At 63.4% G+C, this 14,042-nt stretch carries 8 protein-coding genes and 1 pseudogene; 1 reads left to right on the top strand and 8 read right to left on the bottom strand.

The annotated features are described in order from the left end of the window. Window positions 1–126: 126 nt before the first annotated feature. Both PPL01S_RS23710 and PPL01S_RS25305 read right to left on the bottom strand, forming a co-directional pair. A protein-coding gene (locus PPL01S_RS23710) for an IS3 family transposase (RefSeq protein ID WP_116131236.1) occupies window positions 127–1,277 on the bottom strand; the annotation gives its coding sequence in 2 pieces (ribosomal slippage) (window positions 127–1,043 and window positions 1,043–1,277; 1,152 coding nt in all). A gap of 41 nt (window positions 1,278–1,318) precedes the next feature. Beyond that, window positions 1,319–1,816 (bottom strand): site-specific integrase, encoded by a 498-nt coding sequence (locus tag PPL01S_RS25305; RefSeq protein ID WP_156042687.1) that lies wholly within the window; start codon window positions 1,814–1,816, stop codon window positions 1,319–1,321. 289 nt (window positions 1,817–2,105) lie between these two features. Between PPL01S_RS25305 and PPL01S_RS25300 the strand changes: the two are divergent. Beyond that, window positions 2,106–2,243 (top strand): annotated as a pseudogene (locus PPL01S_RS25300) (LysR family transcriptional regulator); the annotation flags it as partial. 28 nt (window positions 2,244–2,271) lie between these two features. On the opposite strand, the gene yfiB reads toward PPL01S_RS25300, so the two are convergent. The 6 genes from yfiB to recC form a co-directional block, all read right to left on the bottom strand. Further along, complete coding sequence (gene yfiB / locus PPL01S_RS23695) at window positions 2,272–2,763, bottom strand: outer membrane lipoprotein YfiB (RefSeq protein WP_028626236.1); 492 nt, start codon at window positions 2,761–2,763, stop codon at window positions 2,272–2,274. A gap of 3 nt (window positions 2,764–2,766) precedes the next feature. Then, complete coding sequence (gene dgcN, locus PPL01S_RS23690; RefSeq protein WP_016392366.1) at window positions 2,767–4,038, bottom strand: diguanylate cyclase DgcN/YfiN; 1,272 nt, start codon at window positions 4,036–4,038, stop codon at window positions 2,767–2,769. Beyond that, on the bottom strand, window positions 4,035–4,601 hold the full coding sequence (gene yfiR / locus PPL01S_RS23685; RefSeq protein WP_028626235.1) for a regulatory sequestration protein YfiR: 567 nt from the start codon (window positions 4,599–4,601) through the stop codon (window positions 4,035–4,037). The genes dgcN and yfiR overlap by 4 nt, the downstream gene beginning before the upstream one ends. 166 nt (window positions 4,602–4,767) lie before the next feature. Continuing rightward, window positions 4,768–6,843 carry an exodeoxyribonuclease V subunit alpha gene (gene recD, locus PPL01S_RS23680; protein ID WP_028626234.1) on the bottom strand — a complete coding sequence of 692 codons (2,076 nt, stop codon included), beginning with the start codon at window positions 6,841–6,843 and terminating at the stop codon, window positions 4,768–4,770. Beyond that, a complete protein-coding gene (recB, locus tag PPL01S_RS23675; RefSeq protein ID WP_028626233.1) occupies window positions 6,840–10,508 on the bottom strand; it encodes an exodeoxyribonuclease V subunit beta in 3,669 nt (1,222 codons plus the stop codon). The genes recD and recB overlap by 4 nt, the downstream gene beginning before the upstream one ends. Continuing rightward, complete coding sequence (gene recC, locus PPL01S_RS23670) at window positions 10,505–13,978, bottom strand: exodeoxyribonuclease V subunit gamma (protein WP_016392370.1); 3,474 nt, start codon at window positions 13,976–13,978, stop codon at window positions 10,505–10,507. Before recC ends, recB begins: the two co-directional genes overlap by 4 nt. Window positions 13,979–14,042: the final 64 nt, after the last annotated feature.

The raw sequence follows: 14,042 nt of genomic DNA, 5'->3' as shown, positions 1-14,042 counted from the left end.
CAGCTCTTCAGCCAGCATTTCGGGTCAAGCGGCAAGCGCTGCTGCGGCAATGGTGCTGTCATCCCATCCACTTTTATTCATAATCGATGCTGATTGAGGGTGGGTAGTTGAATCGCCCCCGGTTTCCTAGACACTCTCCAAGCTCAGGAAATAGCGTTTCTCATACTCTACTGGCGACAGCTGCATAGCACTGCTGTGTCGGCGTTTAGGGTTATAGAACATCTCGATGTAATCGAAAATATCACTTCGGGCTTCTTCACGGGTTGTGTAGATTTTCCGTCGGATTCGCTCCCGCTTCAAAAGCTGGAAAAAGCTTTCGGCTACGGCATTGTCGTGGCAGTTTCCCCGCCGGCTCATGCTGCTGATTACATTGTTAGCCTTCAAGAAGCTTTGCCAGTCTGAGCTACTGAACTGACTGCCTTGGTCTGAGTGAATCATCACTTGCTGCTGTGGCTTGCGTCGCCACACAGCCATCAACATTGCGTCGATAGCCAGGTCGCTGCACATCCTTGGTTTCATTGACCAACCAATTACTTGGCGTGAGAACAGATCCAGCACTACCGCCAGGTAGAGCCATCCTTCATAGGTGCGGATGTAAGTGATATCTGTCACCCAGACCTTGTTCGGCTCACTAACCTTGAACTGTCGCGCGAGGTGGTTGGGCGAGGCCACTGTTGGTTTTCCACCGTAAAACCCTGGACGCCGCCGATAGCCCGTTTGCGAACGCAGCCCCTCCGCCTGCATCAAGCGCCCGACTCGATTTCGTCCGCATTCCTCTCCCAGTTCACGTAGGTCATCGTGAATTTTGCGGTAGCCGTATACACCTCCGCTTTCTAGCGAGGCGTGTTTGATCAAGCCAAGCAGACGTTGATCTTCTTTGGCTCGGGCAGATTGAGGCTCGGCCAGCCAGGCGTAGTAGCCGCTGGGGTGCACCTTGAGGGTTTGGCAAAGGCGCCGTACGGGGTAATCAGTCGAGTGCTTCTTGATGAAGGCGTACTTCAGCCGCACTCCTTGGCAAAGTACGCGGCGGCCTTTTTTAAGATGTCTCGCTCTTCAGTCACGCGCTTGAGTTCAGCGCGTAGCTTGCGAAGTTCGGCCTGCTGATCATCGTCTTGCTGACGCTGCTCTTGGGGTTTGCTGTAGAGCTTGATCCAGGCGTAGAGGCTGTGAACGGACATGCCCAGGCGCTGGGCAACATCGGCGACAGGATTGCCTTTCTCGGTCACTTGCTTGACCGCTTCGATCTTGAATTCTTCGGGGTAACGCTGACGACTCATGGCTCCTCCTATTTGGGCCTCATTATGAGGCTTGGAGATGTCTACGAAACCAGGGGCGATTCAAGCTTCTTGTCGTATGTCTTGCTCAAGTGCCCATTCTCGACAGCCCATGCGAGCACAGCTGACAGCTTCACAATCAACTTGTTTACCGTTGAGGGCATCCGTCCTTGGGCTAATCGCCCCCTGAACGCTACAAGGTCTTCTCTTGAGTGGTTCCTGAAGTCCAATCCCTCCAGATGCTCACTGATCACCTTGTGACACAACGTCGTTTCCTTCAGGGTTGAAGGTTTCTGCTCTCCAGCACGATCAGCCATGTACAACTGAGCGAGTGCATCAAAGGTCATCGGTGACTCTGCTGGCGTAGTGCTCATCACCTCTCTGTTCGATGTTTCCACTGGGCTTGGGGCAATGGTGACGTTCCGGTACATCTCCCCCCAATGGCGTAATGGGTGGCCGTCATCAGTAGACATCAGCGTACTGCTCACCAACGTCAGCAGATGCTCCCGCAGATCGTTCCATGAGGCATCAGGATGATCCAAGTGGAATGCCTGAAGTGATGACGTGAGATGACCAGATGTCTGCATCGCCCATCTGCGATCAGTGGTCTTCAGAGAGACAGAAACCGTCCTGTTCACGCTGCCAGTCACACGAAGGCGTAGGTAGTAGATACCTTGTCGTCGGTAATGGTACGGACTCGCCAGCCGGCACGTTGGCCTCAAGGGAAGCGTGCGGTTTGTGACAGCACTTGTGACAGGGTGCTTCTGTGGAAGGGTGTTCATGGTGGTTAAGCCCCTGTAATCACTGGGTTAACCCTTTCCCTCTTTGTCGTTCTGGATGTACTGCCGGGAGGATTTGCGCAAGTTGAAGCGGATTACCTTGCTGTGGGATTACATCCGCGGGGTGACCGAAGCGAATGCGCCGTTGTTGATGGGCGAAACCCGCGAGATGCGTTTTGCTCAGGATTGAGGGGCTGCTTTGCAGCCCATCGCGGATCTCAGTAGGACGCCACCACGATCGACACCCGGCGATTCTCCGTGCGCCCGGCCCGGGTCTTGTTACCCGCCACCGGCTGGCTGCTGCCCAACCCCCGAGCGTGAATGTTCTGCGCCGCCATGCCGACGCCGATCAGCGCATTGGCCACACTCTGCGCACGCCGCTCGGACAGTTGCTGGTTGTACGCTGCCTGGCCCGAGGCATCGGCATGGCCATCCACTCGCACGCCCTGGATACCGACCCCCAGCAGCACCTTGCCGATCCGCTCGACAATCGCCTGGCTCGGGCCATTGAGGCTGTCCACGTCGCTGCCGAACAACACCTTGCCCGACAGATCGAACGCCCAGCCCTCATCGGTCGGGGCGAAGCCTTCGCGCTTGAGGACGGCGACCTGTTCGGCCGTGAGCCCCTTGGGTGGGGTGCTCTGGCAGCCGGTCAATGCCAGCAGCGCCAGCAGCAACGCGAGAAAGGGAAAACGCACACGATGGATCACGGTTCAGCTCCTGTTCTTGAATTCAGCGGCGGACCGTTCCGTCTGCACCGCTTGCCACTGGCCACGGCGCTTGCGCTTGGCCTGGTACATCGCCGCATCGGCGGCATTGAGAAGGCTGGCAGGGTCGCTGCCATCATCCGGGTAATAGGCGATGCCGACACTCAGTGAGGTGATCAGGCTGCCCCCTTCGTCGAGTTGCATCGGCAGTTGCATACTGGCGATGATCTTTTCGGCAATGCGCTCGGCATCCTCACGGGCCTGCAAGGGTGTCAGCAGCACCGCAAACTCATCCCCACCCAGGCGCGCCACCAGGTCGTGCTCGCGCAACTGCGCGCGGACACGGTCGGCGACGTTGATCAGGACCTCGTCGCCCACGGCGTGGCCAAGGCTGTCATTGATCTGCTTGAAGTGATCGCTGTCGAGGAACAGCAGCGCCAGGTTGTCCTGCTGACGGGCCGCGTTGCGCAGGCTGCGGCTCAGGCGGCCCTCGAAGAAGGCCCGGTTGGGCAGGCCGGTAAGACTGTCGTGGCTGGCCTGGTGTGCCAGCGCTGCGTTTTCGTTCTGCAGGTGGCTGTGCCAGACCTCCAGTTCGTCGAGCAAGGCGTTGAAGTCGTTGCCCAGTTCATTGAGTTCGGCAATCGGCGCTTCCGCTACCCGCCGGTCGAAACTGCGCTCGCGGCGTGCGGCATGGGCAACGCTGGCCAGCCCTCGCAACGGGCGGACGATATCGCCCAGCATGCGCCGCGACAGGTTGAGCGCGATGAAGGCGCTGAGCAGCGTGCAGAACAGAATGCCGCCGAGGCCGCCGAGCAGGAACAGCAACAGGCTGCGCCCCTGGCCGATCAATTCGATGTGCCCGACGTGTTGTTGCTTGTGGAAGATCGGCAGGTTGACCGGTTGGTCCAGCAGTGCAGTGGCTACCTGGGCTTCCAGGCGAGCCAGCACACCATCGTCGCTGCGCTGCCATTGCGCCAGGAGCTCGCCTTGGTGATCGAACACCTTGGCGTCGGCCACCTCCTCGGTGCTGGCAATCATCGCCAGCGCTTCATTGGCGGCAGCGCTGTCGCCGAATACCACGGCGGCCTCGACGGTGTAACTGATGGAGCGGGCAACCAGGTGCACGTTATGGTTGGCATAGACACGCAAGGCGAGCACGCCCAGCAGGGTCAGCGAGATGCCCGCCAGGCCTACGGCCAGCAAGGCTACGCTGAGGTGCCCTCGGCCCAACACCGACCGCAGTGTCGGGCGTACGCCGGGTTTCTTTCCGGGCTTCATGGCTGGGCCCCTCGGCGCTGCGACAATTGCAGCACGCTGGGGTGGATGCGCACGCCGGAGCGCGCCACGGAGTCGAGGTTGACCTCGAATGCCACTTGCCGGTCACCGACGCGCAGGCAGAACAGGCTACCGACCGTGCACGGGTCATCGGCTTCGCTGATGCTCACCACCGGGTGGTCAGTGACGCCCTGGAACAGCCGATCGCGCTGACCGGGGTCGAGTTTGCCGATATAGACGGCATCGCAAGCCTGGGCAACGTTCTGGTCATCGGCCAGCAGGCGGCGAACCTGCAAGGGTTGGCCGGCGCTCTGCACGTTGCTCTTGATCAAGTCGTCGCCGTATTCGGTGGGGCCGACCAGGCACAAGCGCAAGGGCACGGGTTCGACGGGCCAGCGGGCGTAACTGAGGATGCCCAGCACCACCTGGGTGACCGCCTTGGCGCGTTGCTGAGCCTGGGTGGAAGTGGCGGAGCCGTCCGCGAGGACAGGGCTTGCCAACAGCACCAGGGCGGCCGGCAACAGAGAAAGCGCACCGCCTGTCAACCAGTCCCTGGCCCCTGTCATGTGAGAATGCTCTCAAAACGCCATATGAATTCGGCGCAACGATAGCACAACGGTGGCTTTCTGTAGGAGCGGAGGTTTGTGTCGTCTTTGATGGCCCTATCGCCGGCTAGCCGGCTCCCACAGGCGCCGTGGAGGACCTATGAGAAGTGGCTTGCCGGCGATGGGGTCAGACCTGCTCGAGCATGAGGCCGGAAATGCGCCGGACCTTGCGTAGCACGGCTTCTTCGAAAATGCCCTGGCGCGGCTCGATCAGGCTGAAGCAGTGCTTGGCCCGGGTGATGCCGGTGTACACCAGCTCCTTGGTCAACACCGGGTTGAGCGCGTCCGGTAGCACCAGCGCGGTATGGCTGAACTCCGAGCCTTGCGACTTGTGCACGGTCATGGCAAATACCGTTTCCACCTCGTTGAGCCGGCTGGGCAGGACGAAGCGAACGCCGCCTTTGCCGTCATTGCGCGGGAAGGCCACGCGCAACAACGGCTCGTCATGCTCGTCGGGCAGGCGCAAGGCGATACCGATGTCGCCGTTCATCAACCCCAGGCCGTAGTCGTTGCGCGTGACCAGCACCGGACGCCCTTCGTACCAAGGCTGCTGGCTGTCGATCAGCCCGGCATTGTGCAGCACCCGCGCCACACGTTCGTTAAGCCCTTCCACGCCCCAGGCGCCCTTGCGCACCGCGCAGAGTAACTGGAAGTCCTCGAAGCTCTGCAGCACCTGCACCGCCCATTGTTCCCAGCGCGGGTCGTCGAACGGCGTACCGGGCGCCGGGCGCAGGCGGCCGATCGTGCGCAGGTAGCTGCGATAGCCCTGTGGCCCCTCGGTACCGCGGTTCAGGCCATCGAGCAGCAGGCGGTCAAAGGCTCGGTCCTGCTCGCCGCGCAGGGCCAGCCCGAACACATCGCTCGGCGGCAGGCTCAGCAGGTCGCGCGCGGCCTGCGCCTGCTGACGGTTGACCAGGCGGGCCAGCTGGCCGATGCCGCTGCCCTCGCCGAAGCGCCGGGAGAAACGCAACATCACCACCTGCTGGGCCAAGGGGTGGCGCTGGTCGTCGCCCGCCGTGAGGCCGCTGCCGGCCAACGACTGGCCGCCAATCTGCTCCAGCCAGGCCTGGGTCGCCGGCGAATAGCAGCCCTCCTCGGCATCGCGGCAGAGGTCGCCCAGCACCGCACCGGCCTCGACCGAGGCCAACTGGTCCTTGTCGCCCAGCAACACCAGGCGGGCCTTCGGCGGCAAGGCATCGAGCAGGTTGGCCATCATCTCGAGGTCGATCATCGAGGCTTCGTCGACCACCAGCACATCCAGCGGCAGCGGGTTGCCTGCATGGTGGCGGAAGTGGCGCGACCCTGGGCGGCTGCCGAGCAGCCGATGCACGGTGCTGACCTCGGTGGGGATCTGCGCGCGCACATCACCATTCACCTGCAAGCGCTCGACCTGCTGGCCGATGGATTCGGTAAGGCGCGCCGCCGCCTTGCCGGTAGGCGCGGCGAGGCGAATGCGCAGCGGCCTGCCCTGCTCCACCGCCGGCGCCTGCAACAGCGCCAGCAAGCGGACCACGGTGGTGGTCTTACCGGTGCCAGGGCCGCCGGTGATGATGCTGAAGCCCGCGCGGGTGGCCAGGGCACACGCCAGCTTCTGCCAGTCGACCTGGCCAGCCAGTGCACCGCCATCGAACAGCTGCGCCAGACGCGTCGGCAAGTCTGCCGGGGCCGCCTCATGCAGGCTCAGGCGCTGGCGCAGGATGGCATCGATGCGCCGTTCATAGCTCCAGTAGCGGCGCAGGTACAGGCGTTCGCCGCTGAGTACCAGCGGCCGCGCCTGCTGGCCTGGGGTATCGGCGGCGGCCACCAGCGGGCTGTCGCCAATACGTTGCAGCCAGGTGCGCAGGTCCAGCTCGGCCAGCAGTTGTGAGGGCAGCAGCAGCGGGCCCGTCAGGGCATCGCCCTCAGGCGGCAGGGACAGGGCGAAATCAGGCTCCGCCAGGGTTTGTTGCAGGTCAAGGCAGACATGTCCATGACCCAGTTGATGACTGGCCAAGGCTGCCGCCAGCAACAGCAATGGATCGCTACCGGGGGCGCGCTCTTCGAGAAATGACACGAAGGCGCGATCCAGCGCACGCAACCAGCCGCGCTCGACCCAGCGGTCGAGCAGCTGCAACAGGTCACCGCTGCGATGCTGCGGCTGCAGTGTCAGCAGCTGCTCGGCGTGCAGCGGCGTAGGCAAGAGGTCGTCGAGGGTTCGGCTCATGGCGCAACTCCGGCAAACAGGTCCTGTTGCTGCGGCTGATGAATGCCACGGAACAGTGCGTCGAGCGCTTCGATCAGCTCGCGCGGTGGCTTGGTGAAATACACGCCATGGCCGCTGCGGCTGGCACCGCGCAGGAAGATGAACAGGGCGCCGCCGACATGGCGGTCGTAATCGTAGTCGGGCAGCCGGGCACGCAGCTGGCGATGCAGCGCCAGCACATAGAGGACGTACTGCAGATCGTAGCGGTGTTCGAGGATGCTCTTTTCCATGGCCGCCGCGTCATAGGCCTGGACATCCGGCCCCAGCCAATTGGACTTGTAGTCGACCACGTAATAACGCCCGTCCAGCTCGAATGCGAGATCGATGAAGCCTTTGAACATGCCGTTGAGCAGGGTCGGCTCGGCGGCAGGACGTGCTGCGCCTGGGTGAGTGTGGCGAGCCACCAGGCGGTCGAGTTGCTCGGCGTCGACCTGGTGGCTGGCAAACCAGAACTCCATTTCGACCTGATACTGCTGCAATCGGGCAAGCGTGAGGCAAACATCGCCGGCCGGCAGCGGCTCGTTCAGCAACTGCCGCAACCATTGGCCGAGCGTTGGAATCCAGCCGGTCCAGTCACGGCGGTTGCAGCGCTGGCCTACCGTGCGTTCGATCCTTTCGGGGTGGCTGGCGACTTCGGCAAAGCCTTCACGCCCAGCCCACTCGAGCAAGCCATGAAGGAAGGTGCCGGGGTTCGGTCCGCGTGGGAAGCGGTGGATGTCGCCATCTTCTGCAGGCACTTCACGCAGCAGTTGGGTATCGACGATCTCATCGTCGAGCAACTGCTGGGCCAGGGAGCTGTCGGCGCCCAGTGTCTGTTCACCGACCCGCAAGGCGCTGTAGGAAGCGATCCACCAGTGTTCGGCCGCCGCGCGCCGCGGCTTGCGCGCAGGAAGCAGCTCGCGATCGGCATGGGGCGGCTGGTAGAGCGCCGGGCCAACCTCGGGCATGCCTGGGCAATCGATGTGCGGGCAACTGGACGCCAGGCCCTGCAGCCAACCCGACAGCTGCTGCGAGCCCTGCAGCGGCACACCGCCACCGAGCAGGTAGCCCAGGGCCGATCGGTGCAGCTGCGAGCCTTTCTGGCTGCCGCGCTTGAGGTCGGCGACACCCAGCCAGCAGGCGTGCTGGGCGCGTGTCAGGGCAACGTACAGAAGGCGCAAGTCTTCGGCCAGGCGCTCGTCATCGGCCAGAGCAATCTGATCCAGGTCGGGGGTCAGGGTGAGCTGCAGGTTGCCCTGGCTGTCATGCCAGGCCAGCGGCAGGCGGCTGCCGTCCACCGGTTTGCTGGTGCAGATGAACGGCAGGTAGACCAGGGGATATTCCAGTCCCTTGGACTTGTGGATGGTCACCACCTTGACCAGCTGCTCATCGCTTTCAAGGCGCAGGATCTGCTCTTCGCCGGCCTGCCCGGCGTTAGCCAGGTGGTCGGCCAGGTGGCGAATCAGCGCCTGCTCGCCATCCAGCTCGCCGGCTGCCTGTTGCAGCAACTCGGCCAGGTGCAGCAGGTTGGTCAGCACGCGTTCGCCATCGCTACGGGCGACCAGGGCGCGTGGCAACTGGAAGTCGTGCAGCAGGTGCCGCAGCATCGGCAGCACGCCCTGGCGCTGCCAGGTTTCTCGGTAACGGCGAAAACGCATGACCCAACCTTCCCAGACCCGCTCGTCCTGGTTCAGCTGATCCAGCTCGACCAGCGACAGGTTCAGCGTCAGGCTGGCCAGGGCCGCCTTGAGCAAACGCTCGGAGTCAGGTTCGGCGCAGGCCTTGAGCCAGGCCAGCAGGTCATGGGCCTCCTGGGCGGCGAATACCGAGTCCTTGTCGGACAGATAGACGCTGCGCACATCTCGGGCCGCCAGCTCGGCACGCACCAGCTGGGCCTCATGGCCATCGCGCACGAGAATGGCGATGTCCGACGGCAGGCAAGGCCGCAGCTCGCCTTGCCCATTGCGAAACCCGCTGCTGCCACGTTGGCCGCCGTTGAGCAGGCCGACGACATGGGTGGCGCAGCTGGCCGCCATTTGTTGTCGATACGCCGTGCTGGAAACCGGCTCGTCACTTTCCAGCTGCCAGCATTGCAAGGCTGCACAAGGCTGGCCCTCGATCAGCAGCTGTTCGCTGCGACCTTTGGCGTGGACTTCGACGAACGGCAACGGGTTGTCATCGGCTTCGCGGAACAGGAATGCGCCACGCCCTGTATGGCGCGCTTCGGCCTGCAAGAACACGTGGTTGACTGCGGCCACCATGGCCTGGCTGGAACGGTAGTTGGTATCCAAGCTGTGCAAGCGGCCGGCAGTGGCGCGACGGGCAAACAGGTAGGTGTGGATGTCGGCGCCACGGAAGGCGTAGATCGCCTGCTTGGGGTCACCGATCATGAACAGGCCGGTTTCCGGGCGGTTCTCGCCGATACGGTAGATGTGCTCGAAAATGCCGTACTGGACCGGGTCGGTGTCCTGGAACTCGTCGATCAGCGCGACCGGAAACTGCTCGCGAATCAGCCCGGCCAGACGTTCACCCGCCTCGCTGGCCAGGGCATGCTGCAGGCGCAGCAGCATGTCGTCGAAGCCCATCTCGGCACGGCGGCGCTTCTCCACTTCGAAGCGTGCGCACACCCAGGCGGCCGCGTGCTCGAGCAGCCGTGCATCCGGGCTGGCCAAGGCGCGCAGGCGTTGCGGCAGGTCTTGCATGGCCAGCAGGGCGGGATGCTCGGGCGGGTCGCCGACCTTCCAGGCTTCGGCCAGGCCGTCGGGAGTCAGGCGGGTGAAGCCGGTGCCAAGGTCGAGCTCGACCACCTGCTCGTCACCGGCCCAGGCGCGCAGTTTGTCGAACCACGGCTCGAAGAAGCGCGCCTGCAATTTGCGCCCGTCCGCTTGCTTGGCAGCGACGGCATCGCGGCAAATTTGCCGCAGCTCGTCGGCCCATTGCAGCCAGGGCGCCTTGAGCTGGTACAGCTGGTCGACCCGTTGTTGCAGCGCGGTATCGATCAAGGCTTGAGGCTCTTGCTCGTGCTGTGCACCTACACGGCCGAACAATGGGCGGATGCGCGGCAGCAACGCATCGGGGCTGCCCCAGTGGCTGCGCACCCAGTTCAATGCTTCGCCGTGCATGCCATAGCAGAAGCGCCGCCAGTAATCGCGCATGACCTGTCCGAGCAGGTCGCTGTGGTCGGTTTCCAGGCTCTGGGTAAACAGGCTGCCACTGTCGAACGCGTGCTCGCGCAGCATGCGCTGGCACCAGCCGTGGATGGTCGACACGGCCGCTTCGTCCATCCACTGCACGGCGATTTCCAGGCGGCTGGCACACCTTGGCCATTGTGCCTCGGGGTAATCGTCGCGCAACTGATGCAACAGCGGATCGGCCGCCTGCAGTTCGCCGCGGAAAAACCTCGCCGCTTCGGCCAGGCGGGCACGAATACGCTCGCGCAGCTCCTTGGTGGCGGCATCGGTGAAGGTCACCACGAGGATCTGCGGCGGCAGCAATTCGCGCCCGAAACCTTGCTCGCCACCATGGCCAAGGATCAGCCGCAGGTACAGGGCAGAGATGGTGAAGGTCTTGCCGGTGCCGGCACTGGCTTCGATCAGTTGGCTGCCGTGCAGGGGGAAACTCAATGCCAGGGGACGGGCCTGGGTCATGCGTCACTCTCCGGGTTGCCCAGCGTTTGCCAGGCCGCGCTGAATAACGGCCGGTACAGGGTTTCGCACCAGCCTTCGAAGGTTTCGTCGGCGCTCAGTGCGCTGAAATCCGGGAACTGCCGGGCGAGCGCCAGGCTTTCGCTGCGCTCGCCGAAACTGTTGCGACCATCGCCCTCGAAGGCACGAATGGCAGCGGCGCGAGCCTTGTCAGGGTCATCCTGGGCCAGCCAGGCGAATGCTGTCTTGGCCGCGACAGGCAGCGGTGCATTCATCGCCGCCTGACGCGATACCAGCACGTGGCCCAACTGCTCGGCGGCCTGGTCCTGCGGCAGTGGATCGAGCAACAGGGTGATGTCACTGGCGAGCAAGGCGCTGTGCAGCGGATACCCTGCGGCGCAGGCCGCCAGGTGCATGATCCAGCTGGGGACAAGACGGTGCCATTTCAGGGTGCGGCCAGCACTGATGGTATTGGGCACCGTCGTGATGCTCAGCAGGCTGTGGTTTTCGGCCTGGTAGACCCGGCCCAGCCAACCTTCCAGCCGGTGGTTGCCATGCTGGAAATGAATAGGCAGTGCGCCTTCGACGACGTCGGGCCAGCGTTGCAACAGCTGTCGGTGCCGCTGAAGCAGGTCGGGCAGTGGCTGGATCAGCTCGGCCTGGAGCATCTCGCCGAACCCGGCCATGGGCAGCAGGCCGCAAGCCTGCAGGCGGCGCGCCTGCACCTGCAGCGCATGTTCGGCCTGTTCAGGGTCGGCCAAGGCTGCGCCCAGCAGGATCTCGCTCGCACTGTAGCGCTGCAGGGCGTCGAGAGTGAACGGCTCTTCATCCGGAGTGGGTGCCTCCAGTGCCTCGAAGAACACCTTCAGCCGCTGGCTGAAGAAGTGCCTTACCGGATGGCGCAGAAAGTCCTGCAACTGGGTGAGTGTCAGCGCTTCATCGTTGGCATAAGGAGGCAACCCGGGCTGCGGCCGTGCGCCCTCATCGGCATGCTGGTGCAGCAACTGCCACTCATGGGCATAGCTGAACAGTGCGCTGCCTTTCTGGAAATAGCGCGGGCTGAAGGGCTGTAGCGGGTGCTCTTGAGTCAAGGCATGCAGCAACCGCTCATCCGTCTGCTGGCCCTCGTCGACACCCGCCAGATGCCAACCGGCGGCAAGGTGATCGCGCAGCTGGCCAATCAGCACGGAGGCCGGGCGCTCGCTGTTGTCGCGAATGCTGCGGCCGACCCAGCTGATGTAGAGCTGGTCGCGTGCCGAAAGCAACGCTTCGAGCAGCAGGTAACGGTCATCTTCACGCCGCGAACGATCGCCGGGGCGGTAGTCGCTGGCCATCAGGTCGAAGTCCAGCGGCTGTTGTGCGCGAGGATATTCACCATCGTTCATGCCCAGCAGGCAGACCACCCGGAAGGGGATGGCGCGCATGGGCATGAGAGTGCAGAAGTTCACGGAACCGGCGAGAAAACGCTGGGACAACTTGCCCTGGTCAAGGCCCGAAAGCCAGGCTTCGCGGACGACGGTGAGGGGCAGCAGGTCCTGCAGGCCGACGTCTTCGCAGACTTCCAGCCAGCGATCGCGCAGTTCCTGCAACTGCATCAGCAGAAACTCGTCGTGCTCGGTCTCGGCCAGGAAGAATACCTGCAGCAAGGCGTTCAGGCGCTCGCCCCATTGCGTCGCCGTCGCCGGCTGCGACAAGGCGTGGTTGGCGACATCGAGCGCATCGAGCAATGCCACCAGCGGCCCTATGAGGGCCGCATCCAGACCGCCGATTTCATCGTATGGCTCAATGCCGTCGCAGCCCTCGCCCACACCTACGGCATACCCCAGCAACATGCGACGCAAACCGAAACGCCAGCTGTTCTGCTCCAGGCCTTCAGGCAATCCGAACGAAGCACGCTGATCGGCATCCAGGCCCCAGCGGATACCTGCACCTTCGATCCAGCGGTGCAGCGTTGGCAGGTCGCTTTCGCGTATGGCGAACCGTGCGCGCACGGCGGGGACATCAAGCAGGTCGAGCACCTCGCTCACCGCGAAGCGGCTGTCTGGCAACTTGAGCAGATGCTCCAGGGCGATCAGCAGCGGATCTCGGCCGCGCTGGCCCTGGTCAGTCAGGGTAAAGGGAATGTAACGCGGATCATTGCGTTGCACCTGGCCGAACACGGCGCGGATATGAGGTGCGTAGGTGTCGATCGCCGGCACCATGACGATGACATCCCGCGGGCGCAGTGTCGGGTCGGCACTGAAGCGGGCCAGCAGCTGGTCGTGCAGGATCTCCACTTCCCGTTGAGGACTGTGCGCTACATGGAAGCGTACCGAACGGTCCTTGGCGAGATCGACCGAAGGCCACAGCTGCCGGGTTTCAGCGAGGGGGCGCAGCTCGAGGATATCGTCCTGCAACTGGTTGAGCAGCGAGGTGGGATTTCCCTCGCTGAACAAGTCGATCCGGCCTTCGCTGAATGCGCCCTGGTAGCTGCCTGGATCGTCGTAGCTGTCGAGCAGGTTGATGTAGTCGCGGCCCTGTTTGCCCCAGGCGGCCAGCAAGGGATGGGCATGCTGGTGCATCGACTCGTCATCCAGTTGCACAGGCATGCCTTGCTTGCGTTGCTGGCGCTTGTACTGGTGGCGCAGCAGGTCCTTGTCGGCAACGATATCGGCCCAGTGATGACGACACGGGTTGTGCACGCACAGCAGCACCTGGCTGAAGCGGGCGAGGCCGGCCAGTGCTTCCAGTGCCTGGGCTGGCAAGGAAGAGATGCCGAACACGATTACCCGCGAAGGCAAGCCGGCAGGTGGCTGCTCGAGGCTGTTGATATGCTCGATGAAGCGTTGATGCACGCCTGCGCGACTCTGGGCCATGCCCTGCTCGCCCACATCCTCCAGCAAAGCTCGCCACAACTCGGCCTGCCAGCGATTGCCGGGGGCCAGGGGCTTTCGTTCACCACGGGCAGTATTGAGCACGTGCTGGGCCGCTGCCCAGTCCTTCAGCCAATCGGCCCGGTAGACCTGGTACTGGTCGAACAGATCAGCCAGTCGCTCTGCCAACTGATAGCGTTTGCGTAGGTCCGCGTCGTCGGTGAGAAAGCGTCGCAGTGGCTCGAAATGGGGACGCTCGATCAGCTCCGGAAGCAATCGCATGAGACGCCAGGTCAGTGGCGCCTTGTCGAGCAGCGAGACTTCGGGAATTTCGTCACGGCCCAGCACCTTTCTGTACAGCTGCCACATGAAGCTGCCTGGCAATTGCACATCGATTGCAGCGGCAATACCGCAACCGCCCAGGTCATCCTCCTGTGGGTCCTCGGCCAAGGCCAGCTTGAGCCACTGGGCGATGCCGTTGCTCTGTACCAGCGCGACTTCGTTTTCCAGGGGCCGCAGCGGATAACGACGCATCCAGCTCACCACCAGGCTGCGCAGGTCGTCCAGACGGTTGCCGTGGACGATCATGAAACCGGGATGGAGTGAGGTGGTGTTGGCCATTCAAAGTCCTCTGCGGGATGCTTGCAAGTGATGGGAAACGATACCACGGCCGATAAACTGCCAG

Source organism: Pseudomonas plecoglossicida NBRC 103162 = DSM 15088, assembly GCF_000730665.1.
Lineage (GTDB): Bacteria > Pseudomonadota > Gammaproteobacteria > Pseudomonadales > Pseudomonadaceae > Aquipseudomonas > Aquipseudomonas plecoglossicida.
Note: the sequence above shows the minus strand (reverse complement) of the source record. Positions and strands in the feature narration are given on the sequence as shown.